Here is a 15609-nt window from a genome sequence, read left to right as displayed (position 1 = left end):
GGGCGGCGTGGGCGCGGGGCCGGTGCGGCGGCGCGACGCGCCGCCGCCCTTGACCACTAAGAGCGGAATTCGGCAACGTACACAGCCAACCAACGCTAAACTCCACTATCCAATTCATGCATCCTTGCCCTCAAGGCGGTCAGGTCAGGTAGGACAGTGCGTGCTCCAGCTTCATAGAGTTGATCCACGGTGGTGCGGCCAGAAGCTACGGCGATGATTTGCACTCCTCCTTTTAGGGCGGCTTCTACGTCGCTTGTGGTGTCGCCGATGATGACAGTTGTGTCCCGCTTGTACGTGTGGCCGTAGCGGTCGTGGGCGCGTTGTTGAGCGATGGCAACCAGGTTCGGGCGTACGGAGTCGTCTGTGCCGTAAGCGCCGATGTCCAGGTCTAGCCACTGGTCAAGGTCAAACGCCCGTAGCTTCTCGATCGCCGAGGGTTTGGGATTGCCGGTCAGAACGGTTTGGGTGATGTGGGGCAGCTCGGCGAACGCAGCGAGGGCTTCGCGGGCCCCGGGGAGGGCGCGGCCACGTCGGCGCATCTCGTCCGCTCGGGCACGGTAGCCGGCGGCCTGAGCCTCGACGAACTTTGGGAAGTAGTCGCCGGGGTCCTCGATGCCGTACATGTGCAAGGTCTCGGCAAAAATGACTTGTTCGGTGCGACCGGTCACATCAGCCATCTGATTGATCTTTTGACCGGTGACCTGCTCAAAGGCGTCCCTGAACACCTCGCTTCCGACTCCACCGGTCTCGATCAGCGTGTGGTCGATGTCCCACAGGATGAGCTTGCGTACTGGCAAGGCCACGTGTTCAGGTCCTCCTAGCGCTTCGAAGACGGCATCCCCATGCGAGGCAGTATGCCTACGCTGGGATCACTGCCCAGTTTCCGGCCTCTCATGGAGTGAGTGTGTTGCAGTCGGACGAGATCCGGATCGGCGAGCGGCTGAGGTTCTACCGGCAGGGGCGCAAGAAGACACAGGCGGCGGTCGCCGGGCTGGCCGGGGTGAGCGAGGACTACCTGTCGCAGATCGAGCGAGGGCTCAAGACGCCGACCATCGGTCTCCTGCACAAGTTCGCCCGGATCCTGGGGGTGCAGGTCTCGGTTCTCCTGGGTGAACCGGAGTCCGAGCAGGATGGCGTCATTCACCCGGTGGCGTCGGAACTGAACCGGGCGATGATGACCTACGGCCGCCCAGGAGCGGGCGATGCGGTGGACCTGGGTGAGCTGCGGGGCCGGGTCGATGCGGCTTGGCAGATCTGGCAGACGTCCACGAGACGCTTCTCGGAAGGCGCGGAAGTCTTCCCCGGCCTGGTGGCCGATGTACAGGCGGCGGCTAGGGCGTTCCGGGCTCCTGGAGAAGTGGACGAACGCCGTGAGGCAGCCCGAATCGCCTCGGACATGTACTTTCTGCTGCGTACGTTCGCCAAGCGCATCGGTCGTACCGATCTATCGTTGCTGGCTGCTGATCGTGGGATCGCAGCGGCGTATGAGGCTGACGATCCGTTGCGGATCGCGGCGGCTCACTGGAACCTCGGGCACATCCAGCTTGCCCAGAACGAGTCGGAGGCGGCAGAAGAGACCGTCATGCGGGCCATCGAGGAGTTGCGTCCGCGTCTGGAAGACGGCTCGGAGTGGGTGGCGCTGTACGGGGCGCTGTGGCTGGTGGCAGCCGTCGCCTCCGTGCGTCAGGGGGATGCCTGGACGGCGCGAGATCGGCTCCGGCAAGAAGCTTTGCCTGCGGCTCGTTCGGCCGGTGAGGGCAACGTCATGTGGACGGTCTTTGGGCCGACGAACGTCGACCTGCACGCGATGAGCATCGAGATGGAGTGCGGCGAGTCGGCTGAAGGGCTGAGCATCGCTGACAAGATCGATGTCACGGGCTCGCCGTCACTGGAGCGGCAGACGACTTTCTACCTTGAGCTCGCGCGGCTGAACGAGCAGCGTCGGGATGATGCGGCGGTACTGCTGCATCTGCTGGAGGCCGAGAGAACCGGTCCGGAAGATCTGCGATACAACACGTTGGCGCGTGATCTGGTGCGTGGCCTGCTCAAACGTGCCCGGCCGACGATGGCCCCACAGGCGCGGGCACTGGCACAGCGGATCGGACTGGTCGTCACCTGAGCCCCGAACCGCTGGATAACCCGAACTGAGAGTTCGGGTTGGGAGCCGACAGCCCCTTTACCGTCCCGGTCCATGAGCAAACAGCGACCGGGTGACTGCTTGTCGTGTGGCGGGCGTGGGTGGAAGTGGGCTTCCGCTCGGCGGTACCTGCTGTTCGGGCCGTCGGATGGGGGGCCGGGACCTGATCGACGGCGGGTTCCCTGCGAGCGCTGCGCCCCTGCAGCGCGGGCCGAGGTTGCGTGATGAGCCGCGGGGCCGGCGGTGTGGTGCGGGCGGCCAGTGCGCGGCCTCATCCCCCGGGCTGCGTGGGGTGGGTGGTCGTGTCCCCGCGCCGCCGGTCCCGCTTTCAACCCAAGGGAGGCGGAGCGGTGAACGATGCAACGGGGCATCGACTGGTCTCGGCGCTGGTGGAGGAGCTGCAGGCGCGGGGTCTGGTGGCCGCGGTGTACCGGGGTGGTGTGGTGCGCGTGCTCAACCCCGCCGCAGAACCTGACGGCAGCACCCCTTACGCGCGGGTGAGTCCGGGGTTGCGGCAGGAGGTGCGGTGTCTCCCCAACCCCGACGACGGCGGGGTGCTGTGGTGGTACTGGGCGTGGGCGGGGCCGACACGGCAGTCTCCCCCCGACCTGGAACCGCTGTGCCCGGCGACCGAAACCGCACGGGCGGCCGACAGGATCGCCAAAGTCCTGGAGGTGCCCTTCGCCGCAGACGCGGCGTCACACGGCGGGCCGTGCGGTGACAGGTGAGCGGCCGTGCCGCATACCACCGTCCGAAGCGGACCAGCAGGCGGTTCTGGCGTGGATCAGGCGGGAGTTTCCGGAGGTTTTGGCGTGGTACGGGAGGGCGACGGGCTCATGGTGGGCGATGGTTCGGGTCGGGGCCCGGTGGCGGCTGGTGGAGGCGGTCGACCCGGTGGAGCTGCGGGGAGCGATCCTGAACCCGGCGGGCTGGCCGTGGCCGCGCAACTGGGTGGCGCTGCCGGAGACGGCGCCGGGTATGCCGGGGCGCATGTCGCGGGGCATCTCGGGGTGACGCTGGCGTGTCCGGTGTCGTGCCTGGGGCTGCGCACCGTGGGGGATCTGGTGCGGCTGCTGGAGGAGGCCGGCCGCCTGGCCCGGCTCTCGGAGGTGGAGCACCCGGCCGGGCTGGTGACGCACCGGCATCCCCGCGGCGTGGTCTCGCTGGACTGCCCGTTGGAGTGCCTGGCCCTGCCGGTCCGCACGGCCAACCGGCTGCACTACTACCGCGAGTCCTGCCGGACGGTCGGTGACCTGCTGCGGCTGCTGCAAAGCGGCGACCTGCTCAACGTCCAAGGGATCGGTGCCGGCACCGTGGCGGAGATCAGGCGGGTGTTCGTGCTCGCGGGGATCAACCCGGACGACTGGCAGCCGACCGACAAGGCATAGGCCCCTTCTGGGGTTCGTCGTTGTAGTGCCGGTGGTGGGCGTTCTGGAGGAGTGACAGCCCGCCGATCGGACGACTAGCCTTGGCTTGCTCGTGTTATCGACCTGTTGGCAGGCCAAGATGGCAAATGACGCCACTTACACCCCTAAGTACGTCCGGATCCTGGAGGTGCTCAAAGAGCGGATCCAGGACGGCACCTATCCGGTAGGTGAGCGCCTGCCTTCGGAGACCGCGCTCGTCCAAGAGTTCGCGGTGTCGCGTCCTACGGTGGTGCGGGCGCTGAATGATCTTGAGTTGCTCGGCTGGATCGAACGCGAACACGGGCGCGGCAGCTTCGTCAAGGCGCGTCCTTCCGACGAGCCGGAGGATCGCCTCCGACTCGGGCTGGCAGTGCTGGACCGTCAGGAGAAGGCGGATTCGGTCCGGCTGGTGGAGGCGGGGCGGCGGTCTGCTCCCGGGTGGGTGGCGACGCGGCTGGGCCTGGCCGAGAACGCGCCCGTTGTGCTGCGACGCCGTCTCGGCGTTCATGAGGGCGTGATCAGTGACCTGGTGTCGCTGTGGGCTCCGCTGGACATCGCCAGCAGCGGGCCTTTGGGGCAGTCGGCTCCGTTGACGGTGCCGGTCCGGCGGTTGCTGACCATGGCGGCGCCGGGTCGGCTTGTCCGGGTCACGGAGGCGATCAGCGCGCGTCGCGCCTCCGGCGAGGAGGCAAAGCTCCTGGAGCTGGCGCCGGGTGACCCGGTGCTGTCGGTGGTGGCGTCGGTGTTGGACTCGACCGGCCGGACGGTCCTGGTCCTGGAGGTGGCGCTACCGGGGACGCTGCACGAGCTGACCGACACCTACCCGATCTGATGTGAGCTAGATCACTCGCAAACACTCGCCCACCCCTCTTGCGATCCCCTCTCGGTCACGTATCTTCAAGTCAGCAACTCGATAAGACGAGTTGCTGACAAGAGAAGCGACGACAGGGGTGATCACGAGTGGCGATTCAGGGTCCGTTCCGTGTCTCGTTCGGGGACGTGTTCCCGCACGGGGCGTTCGTCAAGGGCGGTGTGGAGCCGGTCCGAGACTTCGACCGGTCCTCGCGCGACAACTTCGTGCAGGCGCGCGACAGGGAGACCGGGGAGTTGGTGTGGCAAGTGGAGGTGATCGACGCCGACCCGGCCGCCAAGGGGTCGGTGAAGGTCAAGCTCGTCGCGCCGGTTCGGCCGGTGCTGCCGGAGGCCCCGGCGGGGTTCCCGTTCGTGCCGGTGGAGTTCGACGGGCTGACCGTCACGCCGTACGTCAACAGCCAGAACAACCGGCTGGCGTACTCGCTGAAGGCGGCGGGCATCCGCGCGCCCGGTGCGGGTGCGGGCAAGGGACGTCCGGCCGCGGCGGGCAAGGACGCGGCCTGATGGCGGCGCGCATGTCGGCGCTGTCGCTGCCGATCGACGCGCGGGCGACCAGCGAGTTTCGGGCGTTCCGGGCTCGCACGCCGCTGTTCACCGTGGCAGCGGGTCAGGTCCTGGTGACGCTGACCCTTCCGGAGCGGCTGTCGGCGGGTGAGGTGGCGTTCGCGCGGCGGCTGGCCGACCAGGCTGCGGCGTACGCGGCCGAGGTGGAGCGGCTGTACCGGTCCGGCTCCCGGTCGTCGGCGCGGTCGGGGAAGGGGCGTGCGGCATGAGCGACGCCTACAGCTACACCACGATCGCGGTCGAGCCGGGGCAGGCGCCGCGCATCACCGTGAGTCTGCGCCCGGACGGACAGATGACCGTGTGGTGCTCGGCGGGGCACGAGCGGGCGCAGATCTCGATCTTGCATGCCGACGCCCACGTCGTGATCACTCCGACGAACCCGACCGTGCCCACGGCCGCCGACGTGCGGGCCGCGCGCATGCTCGCCGATTCGTTCGCCGTCTACGCGGCCGAGGTGGAGCGGTTGCACGCGGTGGCGCTGCAGGCGGCGGAGTCGGATCCGTCGGCGGACTGACCTGGTAAGGCGGGGCGGCTGGAGACCCTACCTCCGGCCGCCCCTGTTCTCCCCCTGACCTGCGATCAGAGTGAGGTGGTCCATCATGGCATGGGAGTTCCGCAAGCTCGGGCCCGGTGAGAACGTCGCGGTGGAGGCGTCGGGCGACCCGTTCGCGCCGCCTAAGTGGGCGCCGCCGGTGTGGCACATGCCCGAAGGGCTGGTGCTGCTGGTCAACGCGCTGCGGGGCGTGCTGGCCCTGCTGGTCTTCTGCGTGCGCAACATCATCCCGGTGTCGCTGGCCGGTGCCCTGGTCTGGCTCGGCTGCTCCTACGGCTGGGCGGTGCCGGTGGGGCTGGTCGTCATGGCCGGTGCGGGCCTGGGCGGCTGGTGGGCGGCCGACCCCGCGTCGTTCCTGCGCTGGGTGGGCTGGCCGGTGCTGTCGCGCTGGCGCCTGGTGCGCGTGTACCGGCGTCACTGGCAGCCGGTCATGGTGACGGCGGGCCTGTCGCGCACGCATAAGCGGCGCGAGTACCTGCCCGCCATCGTCAAGGTGCGGTCCGGGCCGACGACCGATCGGGTGCTGGTGCGCATGCTCAAGGGGCAGGCCCCGGACGCGTGGGAGGCGGTGACGGCGAACCTCGCGCATGGGTTCGGCGCGTCCCTGTGCCGGGTTCGTCAGGGTGACCGTCCGGGCCGTGTGTGGCTGGAGCTGGTCCGCAAGGATGCGCTCGCCACCCCCATCCCTGCACTGCCGCTGGTGGACGCGGCCGACGTCGATCTGTCCGGGGTTGCGGTCGGGCGGTGCGAGGACGGGAGTGCGTGGCGGCTGCGGCTGCTCGGCACGCACGTTCTGATCGCCGGGGCGACCGGGGCCGGCAAGGGGTCGGTGCTGTGGTCGATCGTGCGGGCGGTGCTGCCGCTGATGCCGGCCGGACTGGTCGAAGTATGGGCGATCGACCCCAAACGCATGGAGCTGTCCTACGGGCGGGCGCTGTTCGAACGCTACGGCCGCTACTCCTGCGACCCGGACGGCGGCATGGTCGAACTCCTGGAAGCGGCCGCACGCGACATGAACGCCCGCGCCGAACAGTTCGCCGGGGTCACCCGGTCGTTCACCCCCTCGCATGAGCACCCGTTCCGCATCATCGTGGTGGACGAATTGGCGTTCCTGACGGCCTACTGCCCGTCCAAGGAGTTGCGGCGGCGGGCCGAGTCGGCGCTCGCCGTGCTCACCACGCAGGGCCGGTCGGTCGGGTACTGCGTGATCGGGGCGCAGCAGGACGCCCGCAAAGAGGTCAACAACCTGCGCAACCTGTTCCCGACCAGGGTCGCGCTGCGCCTGGACGAGGACGAGCAGGTTGACATGGTGCTCGGCGACGGGTCCCGCGACCGCGGCGCCTACGCCGACCAGATCTCACCCGTCCCCCGGATCGGCGCTGGGGTCGGATTCGTCCGGCTGGAGACCTCACCCGACCCGGTACGGGTCCGCGCGGCCTACGTGTCCGATGACGACATCCGCGCCATGGTGGCCCTGGCCGTGGGCGAGACCGGATCGGAGGCGGCGTGACCGAGACACCCCCTCTAGCCGCGCAAGGGCCGGCGACCCCTTCCGCTGCCGTGCCGGACAAGGTGCTGCCGCCGCTGGCTCCCCAGGTGGTGGAAGCGGTCGCGATCGAGCACGGGGTGTGCATCCGGCCCGTGCCGATGCGGCGGGTCGATCTGGAGACCGGCGAGACACAGATCGTGTCCGTGCCCTGCGGCCACACCCTGGCCTCGGTCTGCCCGCCGTGCGCGGAACGCAAGCGGCGGCTGCGCGCCCAGCAGTGCCGCGAAGGCTGGCACCTGGACCGCGAACCGGTCATCGAGCGGGCCGACCCGGACGCCGAACAACGCCACCTCGTCGAACTGCGCGCCCAAGCACAAGCACGCCGCGACCAGGCCGCCGACCACGGGGCGGCTCTCGGAGAGGACGTGGCCTTCTGGGACCGGCTCATCGGCGAACTCGACCACGAGATCGCACGTGCCGGGGTGGCGGGCAGCCTCACCACCGCCGACAACGGCCGGCGCACCAAGCGGCGCACCCGGTCCACGCGGCGGCGTCAGGACGTGGCCGACCTGCCCCGCCGACCGGTGAACCCCCGCACGGTCGGCAAGGTCTACACCGGACGCGACGGGCAGACCTTCCGGCCCTCGCTGTTCCTGACGCTCACCCTCGACTCCTACGGCAAAGTGCACTCCGACGGCACGCCGGTTGATCCGGCCGCCTACGACTACCGGCGGGCCGCCCGGGACGCGATCCACTTCGGCAAGCTCATCGACAGGTTCGTGCAGAACCTCCGCCGGTTCGTCGGCTTCGACGTGCAGTACTTCGCCACCGTCGAACCCCAACGGCGGCTCGCTCCCCACCTGCACATGGCCATCCGCGGCACGATCTCCCGCGCCGAACTGCGCCAGGTCGTGGCCGCGACCTACCACCAGGTGTGGTGGCCCCCGACCGACCGCGTCGTCTACGAAGGTGAGAACCTGCCGGTCTGGCACCAATTCCCGGACGGCTCCGGCGGCTACGTCGAACCCCGCACCGGTGAAGTGCTCCCGACCTGGGATGAGGCGCTTGACGCCCTCGACCAGGACGACGACGCCCAACCCCTGCACGTGGTGCGGTTCGGACGGCAGATCGACGCACAAGGCGTCCTGGCCCAAACCCCGGAAGCCAACCGGCGCATCCGCCACTACCTCACCAAGTACCTGACCAAGAGCATCGGCGAATGCCACCAGGCCGAGACCGACCGCCAGCGCGCCCACGTCGAACGCCTCGCCGAAGAACTGCGCTACGAACCCTGCTCGCCCACCTGCGCGAACTGGCTGCGCTACGGCATCCAGCCCAAGAACCCCCGCCGCGGCCTCGTCCCCGGCTTCTGCAAGGGCAAAGCGCACCGACGCGAGCATCTCGGCTACGGCGGCCGCCGCGTCCTGGTCTCCCGCAAGTGGTCCGGCAAGACCCTCGCCGACCACAAAGCCGACCGCGTCGCCTGGGTCCTCGCCCGCCTCGCCGAAGCCGGGATCCCGGCAACCGGACCGGCCGCCGGCGACCGCCGCTACCTGTGGGAGCGCGCCAAACCCGGCGCCCCCGACGTCAAACCCGCCCAACACCGGCTCCTACTGCTCATCAACGAGCGCATCACCCGACGACGACAGCTCAACCAGGCGCTGAACGAACTTTCGGCAACGGAGGCAGCGTGAGCACCAGACGAGATGAACTTCTCACGGTTGACCAGGTGCTTGCAGAACTCGGCGGGGTCTCCCGCCGCACCTTCGATCGGTGGCGTGAACTCGGCAAGGCGCCCGAAGCGCTGCGGCTCCCGAACAACGAGCTTCGCATCTGGCGTAGCGAGCTGATGCGCTGGCTCGGCACCCTTCGGGAGGCGGCGTGAACACGTCATATAAGGTCAGGTTCTGGGAGATCCGGCCCAACAAGTCCAAGGTCAGGGCGGGCAAGGTCGTCTCGTACACGGTTCGGTGGACGGTCGCCGGGCGGGAAAAGAACCGCACCTTTCAGAGGTCGGCACAGGCCAAGAACTTCCTGTCCGACCTGCGCCAGGCGGCGAAGAGCGGTGAAGAGTTCGATGTGGAGTCGGGCTTGCCGTTGTCGCAGCTGCCCAAACCGGAGGAGACACCGGCGCGAACCTGGCTGGCGTTCAGCCTCGCATACATCGACATGAAGTGGCCGGACGCTGCTCCGAAGAGCCGTGACGGTCTCACCGAGACGATCGCGACGGTGACGCCTGTCCTCGTGCGGGAGGACGCCTGCGACGCTCCGGACACCGGACTGCTCCGGAAGGCTCTTCGCAAGTACTACCTTGCCCCCCAGGATCGCGGACGTCCTCGTCCTCACGAGATCGCCGACGCGCTCACGTGGCTGGAGAGGGCTTCACTGCCCATGTCGGAGGTAGGCCAAGCCCCCCGCGTGCGGGCCGCTCTGAACGCGCTAGCGCGCCGTCTGGACGGCAATCCCGCGGCTGCCTCCACGGTGGCTCGGAAGCGGGCCGTGCTCTACAACGCGTTCGAATACGCCGTGGAGGTGGGCGAGTATGAGCGCAACCCCATCGACTCGGTCAAGTGGACGCCGCCCAAGCTGGCCGACGAGGTGGACTGGCGCGTAGTGATCAGTCCTCGGCAGATGCGCGAGTGCCTCACAGCGGCCACCTACGTTGGCCAACGGGGGCGTGGTCGGCGGCTGCGGGCACTCTACGCGTGCATGTACTACGCGGCGCTCCGTCCGGCTGAGGCCGTGGCCCTGTGCAAGGAAGACTGCCACCTGCCCGAAGAGGGGTGGGGCAAGATCGTGCTCTCCAAGTCTCTGCCTGAGACGGGATCACGATGGACGGACAGCGGGACAACGCATGAGCGGCGGGGACTCAAGCTTCGGCCGGTGAACGAGGTGCGCACGGTTCCGATTCCGCCGGTCCTGGTGAAGATCCTCCGCGAGCACATCCGGGAGTTCGGGACGGCTGAGGACGGGCGCCTGTTCCAGACGGAGCGGGGCGGCGTCGTCGGCTCCACGGCGTACGGCGATGTTTGGGCCGAGATCCGCAAGCTCGCCTTCACGCCCGAACAGGTCGTGTCCCCTCTGGCGAGGCGCCCGTACGACTTGCGGCATGCGGGGGTCTCGCTGTGGCTGAACTCCGGCGTCCCACCGACCGAGGTGGCCGAGCGTGCGGGGCACAGTGTAAACGTCCTGCTTCGGATTTATGCCAAGTGCATTGACGGCCAGCAGGATAGGGCCAACGAGCGGATTGACGATGCACTCGGCGCCTGAGGCGCTCCCCGCTGTAGGGGCTCCGGTTGGTACCGGGGCCCCTTTGGCTTTGCGGGCTGACCTGCGGAGAACGGGCTCTTCGGCTTCCGCGTATTTTCCGGGACCGGTGACAGGCGGCTGCGTCCGGCGGCGTCTGGCTGCCGGGGAAGGTCTTCCGGCAGCAGAACACCCCCCGACCATCATCCCTGGTCAGGGGGCGTTCCTTGTCGCGTGGCGGGTCCAGGATTCGAACCTGGGTAGGCGAAGCCGACGGATTTACAGTCCGCTCCCATTGGCCACTCGGGCAACCCGCCCTGGCTGTCGTCCTCGCGGCGACTCTGGAAAGGATAGCGGAACCCGGGACCGGTCGTGACATCGGAGCAGCGGGCCCGGCTGCGGGCGCGAAGTTCCCCCACCGGCGGTGGGGGGTCGGGCCGGGGGCGGACATGAGAGCGCCCGCCGGTCCAGGGGGTCGGCGGGCGCTTCGGTCGGGGTCGGGCTAGCACTTCTTGTAGTCGCCCTTGCTGCCCCAGGAGCACTTGTCGGCGAGGGTTCCGTTCGGGTAGCGCAGGTACGCGGTGTCGCCGGTGTTGTTCCACACGTACCACTTGCGGCCCCAGTACCGGTGGGCGGAGGTGTTGCGGCCCTTGCCGGTGTGGATGTACACGGACTTGCGGCCGCCGAGCTTGAAGTTGCCGAAGGTGTAGGTGTAGCCCGTCTTGTCGCGCAGCTTGTAGCCCTTGAGCTGGCGGGCCGTCTTGCTGGTGTTGTACAGCTGCACCCACTCGGCGTTCAGCGACTTGTTCGAGCCGGTGTCCTTGCCCGGCGAGTCGAAGTAGACGCGGTAGATCTGCACCGCGCTGGCGGCCTCGGCCGGCGCCGCGAGCACTCCCGTCGCGACCGCCGCGGCGAGTGCCGCGGCCCCCGTGGTCAGGATTCTTCTCACCCTGATTGCCTCCCCTGTGATGATTGGGGCATCTGGTCTATCAGCGACCTGTCGGTAATGAGGGGCGATGGCCGGATGCGGAGAGCCTTGTCAACCTCAGCGGGTGTCGGGGCGACGGGGACGCGCCGGAGCGGCCCCGAACGCGGTTCGTCCGGCGCGACGGGACGCGCCCGCGCCGACGAACCGGTCACCGGCAGCGAAAACGCTCGCGGTGCCGGGCGGGTGCCGGACGGCGCCGTCGTGCGCGGCGACGGTGGGGCGCGATCGCTACGCTGATCGGCGAGGTGGGGGCGCACCGGAGGGGCGATCGCGTCGGTCCGGTCCTCCACGGGGGCTTAAAGCAGAGTGTTTTCGCACGTCAGAGGGGCTGAGTGCCGTGGCTGATTCTTCTTTCGACATCGTGTCGAAGCTCGACCGGCAGGAGGTCGACAACGCGCTCAACCAGGCGGCCAAGGAGGTCGCCAACCGGTTCGACTTCCGGAACGTGGACGCGGGCATCCGGTGGTCCGGGGACGGCATCGAGATCCAGGCCAACTCCGAGGAGCGGGCCAAGGCGGTGCTGGAGGTGCTGAAGGACAAGCTGGTCAAGCGGGGCGTCTCGCTGAAGGCGATCGACGCCGGGGAGCCCAAGGCGTCCGGGAAGCTGTACAAGCTCGGCGTGGCGCTGAAGGAGGGCATCTCCCAGGAGAACGCCAAGAAGATCAGCAAGATCATCCGGGATGAGGGGCCCAAGGGCGTCAAGGCCCAGATCCAGGGTGACGAGCTGCGGGTCAGCTCGAAGAAGAAGGACGACCTGCAGGCCGTCATCGCCCTGCTCAAGGGCAAGGACCTCGACGTCGCGCTGCAGTTCGTCAACTACCGGTGAGCCAGGGGGCGCCGGCACCCTCCCCCGCTGAGGGTGCCGGCGCCCGTAAACATTGATGTCGGGAACGCGGCCGAGGTTCAGCCCGCGAGGCGGGAATCGTCGAACGGCTCCAGGTCGCGGGCCAGGGCGGTCAGGTCCAGGTCGAGGACGCGGGCCAGGGCCGCGACGGTGAAGAACGCGGGTGCCGCGATGGCCCCGCGTTCGATTTTGCGGAGGGTGTCCAGGGAGATCCCCGCCTCGGCGGCGACGGCCGCGGCGCTGCGCGGGCCCCGGGCGGCCCGCAGGATGCTCCCCAGGGCGCGGCCGCGGTCGCGCTGTTCCGACGTCAGTGGTGTGCGCACCATGTCAAGATTCTAATACTGGTATTACTATCTTGGCCATGGTGACGTATCGCAGCCCCCGGGAATGGAAGATCATGCGTGAGGCGGGCCGGGTGGTGGCCCGCACGCTGCACGCGGTGCGCGAGGCGGCCGAGCCGGGCATCCCGCTGGCGGAGCTGGACGCGATCGCGGCGCGGTGCATCAAGGAGGCGGGGGCGCGGTCGTCGTTCCTGCACTACCACCCGAACTGGTCCCCGACGCCCTATCCGGCGACGATCTGCGTGTCGGTGAACGAGGCCGTCGTGCACGGCATCCCGACCGGGCGGGTGCTCCAGGAGGGCGACGTCGTCTCGGTGGACTGCGGCGCCGAGCTCGGCGGCTACCACGGCGACGCGGCGATCACGTTCGCGGTGGGCGCGGCCGATAAGGAGGCCCAGCGGCTGATGGACGTCACCCGCACGGCACTGGAACGGGCGATCGAGCAGGCCCGGCCGGGCGGGCGGATGGGCGACATCTCCTACGCCGTCATGCGCACGGCCCGCGACGCCGGGTACGGGGTGCTGCAGGGCTGCGGCGGCCACGGCATCGGCACGCGCATGCACGAGGAGCCCGACGTGCCCAACACGGGACGGCCGGGACGCGGCCTCAAGCTCCGCGAGGGCCTGACGATCGCGATCGAGCCGATGTTCCACGAGGGCGGCCGCGACGACGCCGAGGTGCTGCCGGACGGCTGGACGATCGTCACGGCGGACGGCAGCCGAGCCGCGCACTTCGAGCACACCGTCGCCATCACGGCCGACGGCCCGGTCGTCCTGACCCTCCCCTAGCGGCGGCGCGTCGCGCCCCCGCTGCGGGTCGGGGGCGCTCAGCGCAGGCCGGCCATGCGCTCCAGGCGGGCGATGCGCTCGGCGGTGGGCGGGTGGGTGGAGAACAGGCGCCCGATCCCCGCGCCGCTGAACGGGCTGGCGATCATGAGGGAGCTGGTGGTGGCCAGCTCGGGGTCCTGCGGCAGCGGCATCGCGCGGGTACCCGCGTCGATCTTGCGCAGCGCGGCGGCCAGGGCGAGCGGGTCCCCGGTGAGCTGGGCGCCGGACGCGTCGGCCTGGTATTCGCGGGTCCGGCTGATCGCCATCTGCACGACGGCGGCGGCGACCGGGCCGAGCACCAGCAGCATCAGGGCGCCGAGGACGCCGGGCCCGTCGTCGTCCTCCGACCGGCCGATCGGCAGGAACACCGCCAGGTACGACAGGTAGGTGATGACGGTGGCGATGGCCGCGGCGACGGAGGAGATGAGGATGTCGCGGTTGTAGACGTGCGACAGCTCGTGGCCGAGCACGGCGCGCAGTTCCCGCTCGTCCAGCATGCGCAGCAGCCCGCGGGTGCAGCACACCGCCGCGTTGCGCGGGTTGCGGCCGGTGGCGAACGCGTTGGGCTGCATGGTCTCCGACACGTACAGCCGGGGCATGGGCTGCCGCGCGGAGGTGGCCAGTTCGCGGACCACCCGGTACAGGACGGGCGCCTCGACCTCCCCGACCGGATGGGCGCGCATGGAACGCAGCGCGATACGGTCGCTGAAGAAGAACGCCACGCCGTTGGTGGCCAGCGCGATCAGCAGGGCGATGGCCAGCCCCGCGCCGCCTCCCAGCCCCCAGCCAGCGAGCAGCATCAACGCCGACAGGGCCGCGATCAAAGCGGCCGTCTTGACGCCGTTGAAGTGCACTTTCGCCGCCTCCCGTCGCTTTTCCGCTGTCTGGGACAACGGTGTGACCTGGCGAAACGTTCCCATGTCCGGGCGGTGTCAAAGGGCCCGGGCGGACCGCCGCAACACCCCCGGACGGCCGCCGGTCAGGTGACGTTCGACACCGTCTGCAGCACCAGTTGCGGCGCCGCCGACAGCACCACGGCGCCGGCGGCCGCGGCGGCGATGGCGGCGCGGACGGGGACCCCGCGGTCCGGCACGGGCGGCCGGGCCCCGGCGGGCGGGGCGCCGAACAGCCGCACGGCCCACACCAGGTAGTAGTACAGCCCGATGACGGTGTTGACGGCCATGACGACCGCCAGCCACGTCACCCCTCCGGCCAGGGCCGCGCGGAACACCACGACCTTGGCGAACAGCCCCATGACGCCCGGCGGCAGCCCGGCCAGGCAGATGAGGAAGAACGCCAGCGCGGCGGCGACGGAGGGGCTGCTGCGGGCCAGGCCGCGGAAGTCGTCCAGGGCGTCCCAGCGCGCGTGCGGGCCGCGGCGTTGGACGGCGACGACCACGGCGAACGCGCCCATGTTCATCACCGCGTACAGCGCGACGTAGGCGGTGGTGGCGGCGACCGCCTCGGGCAGCCGGCGGTCGCCGACCGCCAGCGGCGCCAGCATGTAGCCGGACTGGGCGACCGACGACCAGGCCAGCAGGCGGATGGCGGTGCGCTGGCGCAGCGCCATCAGGTTGCCGAGCGTCATGGTGGCGGCGGCGAGCACGGCGACCAGCGGGCCCCAGACGTGCCCGTAGGCGGGCAGCCCGAGCGCCAGGACGATGGCGAGGCCGGCGAACCCGGCGGCCTTGGACACCACCGACAGGAACGCGGCGACCGGCAGCGGCGCGCCCTGGTAGACGTCCGGCGCCCAGAAGTGGAACGGCACGGCCGCGACCTTGAACCCGAACCCGGCCAGCACCAGCACGGTCCCGGCGGCCGCGACCGGTTCCAGGCCGGCGGGCAGGCGGGCGAGGGCGGGGGCGAGCCGGTCCAGGTGCATGGCGCCGGTGGCGCCGTACAGGAGGCTGACGCCGAACAGCATGACGGCCGCGGAGATCACCGAGACCAGGAACAGCTTGAGCGCGGCCTCGGTGGCGGCGCCGTCGTAGCGGCGCAGGCCGACGAGCGCGAACACCGGCAGCGACAGCGTCTCCAGCGCGACGACGAGCAGCACCAGGTCGCGGGCGGCGACGAGGGTGAGCGCGCCGGCGGTCGCGGCCAGCAGCAGGAAGTGGTACTCCCCGGCGGGCATCTTCGCCCGGGTGATCTCGTCCAGGGACAGCAGGACGACGACCACGCCGGCGGCCAGCACCACGCCCTGGAAAAGCAGCGTGAACTGGTCGGCGACGTAGGAGCAGGACGGCGGGCCGTCGCCGCGCAGGCCGCCCGGCACGCAGAAGGTGGCGCGGCGGCCGCCGCCGCCGGCCTGCGCGGCGACCGCGACCAGCGCGGCGGCCAG

Annotated in this window: 19 protein-coding genes and 1 tRNA gene; 14 read left to right on the top strand and 6 right to left on the bottom strand. The window is 69.9% G+C overall.

The genetic code is table 11. From position 1 onward, the window contains the following. Window positions 1-95 precede the first annotated feature (95 nt). Complete coding sequence (locus ABD879_RS29060) at window positions 96-803, bottom strand: HAD hydrolase-like protein (RefSeq protein WP_345024883.1); 708 nt, start codon at window positions 801-803, stop codon at window positions 96-98. A 101-nt stretch (window positions 804-904) separates the two neighbouring features. On the opposite strand from ABD879_RS29060, the gene ABD879_RS29055 reads away from it, so the two are divergent. The 12 genes from ABD879_RS29055 to ABD879_RS29000 all read left to right on the top strand — a co-directional run bounded on the left by ABD879_RS29055 (window position 905) and on the right by ABD879_RS29000 (window position 10292). Next, a complete protein-coding gene (locus ABD879_RS29055) occupies window positions 905-2119 on the top strand; it encodes a helix-turn-helix domain-containing protein (RefSeq protein ID WP_345024882.1) in 1215 nt (404 codons plus the stop codon). 368 nt (window positions 2120-2487) lie between these two features. Further along, window positions 2488-2865 (top strand): NADPH-dependent FMN reductase family protein, encoded by a 378-nt coding sequence (locus ABD879_RS29050; protein WP_345024881.1) that lies wholly within the window; start codon window positions 2488-2490, stop codon window positions 2863-2865. Between the two features lie 118 nt (window positions 2866-2983). Next, window positions 2984-3151, top strand: a complete 168-nt coding sequence (locus tag ABD879_RS29045; protein ID WP_345024878.1) for a hypothetical protein — start codon at window positions 2984-2986, stop codon at window positions 3149-3151. After that, window positions 3148-3525, top strand: a complete 378-nt coding sequence (locus ABD879_RS29040; RefSeq protein WP_345024877.1) for a hypothetical protein — start codon at window positions 3148-3150, stop codon at window positions 3523-3525. Before ABD879_RS29045 ends, ABD879_RS29040 begins: the two co-directional genes overlap by 4 nt. Before the next feature lie 91 nt (window positions 3526-3616). Next, complete coding sequence (locus ABD879_RS29035; RefSeq protein WP_345024876.1) at window positions 3617-4375, top strand: GntR family transcriptional regulator; 759 nt, start codon at window positions 3617-3619, stop codon at window positions 4373-4375. Window positions 4376-4503: 128 nt separating this feature from the next. Continuing rightward, window positions 4504-4920 (top strand): plasmid replication, integration and excision activator, encoded by a 417-nt coding sequence (locus tag ABD879_RS29030; protein ID WP_285497261.1) that lies wholly within the window; start codon window positions 4504-4506, stop codon window positions 4918-4920. Beyond that, window positions 4920-5189 carry a hypothetical protein gene (locus ABD879_RS29025; protein WP_345024875.1) on the top strand — a complete coding sequence of 90 codons (270 nt, stop codon included), beginning with the start codon at window positions 4920-4922 and terminating at the stop codon, window positions 5187-5189. Before ABD879_RS29030 ends, ABD879_RS29025 begins: the two co-directional genes overlap by 1 nt. Beyond that, on the top strand, window positions 5186-5494 hold the full coding sequence (locus ABD879_RS29020) for a hypothetical protein (protein WP_345024873.1): 309 nt from the start codon (window positions 5186-5188) through the stop codon (window positions 5492-5494). Before ABD879_RS29025 ends, ABD879_RS29020 begins: the two co-directional genes overlap by 4 nt. Before the next feature lie 85 nt (window positions 5495-5579). Next, complete coding sequence (locus ABD879_RS29015) at window positions 5580-7043, top strand: FtsK/SpoIIIE domain-containing protein (RefSeq protein ID WP_345024871.1); 1464 nt, start codon at window positions 5580-5582, stop codon at window positions 7041-7043. Window positions 7044-7093: 50 nt separating this feature from the next. Then, entirely contained in the window at window positions 7094-8716 is a 1623-nt protein-coding gene (locus ABD879_RS29010) for a replication initiator (protein WP_345024870.1), read from the top strand. Then, window positions 8713-8907, top strand: coding sequence for a helix-turn-helix transcriptional regulator (locus ABD879_RS29005; RefSeq protein WP_345024869.1), 195 nt, complete (start codon window positions 8713-8715; stop codon window positions 8905-8907). Before ABD879_RS29010 ends, ABD879_RS29005 begins: the two co-directional genes overlap by 4 nt. Next, on the top strand, window positions 8904-10292 hold the full coding sequence (locus ABD879_RS29000) for a tyrosine-type recombinase/integrase (RefSeq protein ID WP_345024868.1): 1389 nt from the start codon (window positions 8904-8906) through the stop codon (window positions 10290-10292). Before ABD879_RS29005 ends, ABD879_RS29000 begins: the two co-directional genes overlap by 4 nt. A gap of 211 nt (window positions 10293-10503) precedes the next feature. On the opposite strand, the gene ABD879_RS28995 is transcribed toward ABD879_RS29000, so the two are convergent. Both ABD879_RS28995 and ABD879_RS28990 read right to left on the bottom strand, forming a co-directional pair. Continuing rightward, window positions 10504-10585 (bottom strand) — tRNA-Tyr (locus ABD879_RS28995). A 185-nt stretch (window positions 10586-10770) separates the two neighbouring features. Further along, window positions 10771-11217: a lamin tail domain-containing protein gene (locus ABD879_RS28990; RefSeq protein WP_345024867.1), complete on the bottom strand. Its 447-nt coding sequence runs from the start codon at window positions 11215-11217 to the stop codon at window positions 10771-10773. 376 nt (window positions 11218-11593) lie between these two features. Between ABD879_RS28990 and ABD879_RS28985 the strand changes: the two genes are divergently transcribed. Continuing rightward, a complete protein-coding gene (locus ABD879_RS28985) occupies window positions 11594-12082 on the top strand; it encodes a YajQ family cyclic di-GMP-binding protein (protein WP_345024866.1) in 489 nt (162 codons plus the stop codon). Window positions 12083-12159: 77 nt separating this feature from the next. Here ABD879_RS28985 and ABD879_RS28980 read toward each other — a convergent pair whose 3' ends face one another. After that, window positions 12160-12426: a helix-turn-helix domain-containing protein gene (locus ABD879_RS28980; protein WP_345024865.1), complete on the bottom strand. Its 267-nt coding sequence runs from the start codon at window positions 12424-12426 to the stop codon at window positions 12160-12162. A 35-nt stretch (window positions 12427-12461) separates the two neighbouring features. Between ABD879_RS28980 and map the strand changes: the two genes are divergently transcribed. Further along, on the top strand, window positions 12462-13229 hold the full coding sequence (map, locus tag ABD879_RS28975; RefSeq protein ID WP_345024864.1) for a type I methionyl aminopeptidase: 768 nt from the start codon (window positions 12462-12464) through the stop codon (window positions 13227-13229). Between the two features lie 38 nt (window positions 13230-13267). Here the strand turns inward: map and htpX are convergent, their stop codons facing one another. Both htpX and ABD879_RS28965 read right to left on the bottom strand, forming a co-directional pair. Then, complete coding sequence (gene htpX / locus ABD879_RS28970) at window positions 13268-14122, bottom strand: zinc metalloprotease HtpX (protein WP_345024863.1); 855 nt, start codon at window positions 14120-14122, stop codon at window positions 13268-13270. A gap of 125 nt (window positions 14123-14247) precedes the next feature. After that, window positions 14248-15609: NADH-quinone oxidoreductase subunit N (locus tag ABD879_RS28965; protein WP_345024862.1), on the bottom strand; the 1362-nt coding region annotated here is incomplete at its 5' end.

It is taken from the genome of Actinomadura keratinilytica (genome assembly GCF_039539665.1).
Classification (GTDB): domain Bacteria; phylum Actinomycetota; class Actinomycetes; order Streptosporangiales; family Streptosporangiaceae; genus Spirillospora; species Spirillospora keratinilytica.
The sequence above is the reverse complement of the archived record's forward strand: the minus strand, read 5'-3'. Positions and strand labels throughout refer to the sequence as shown.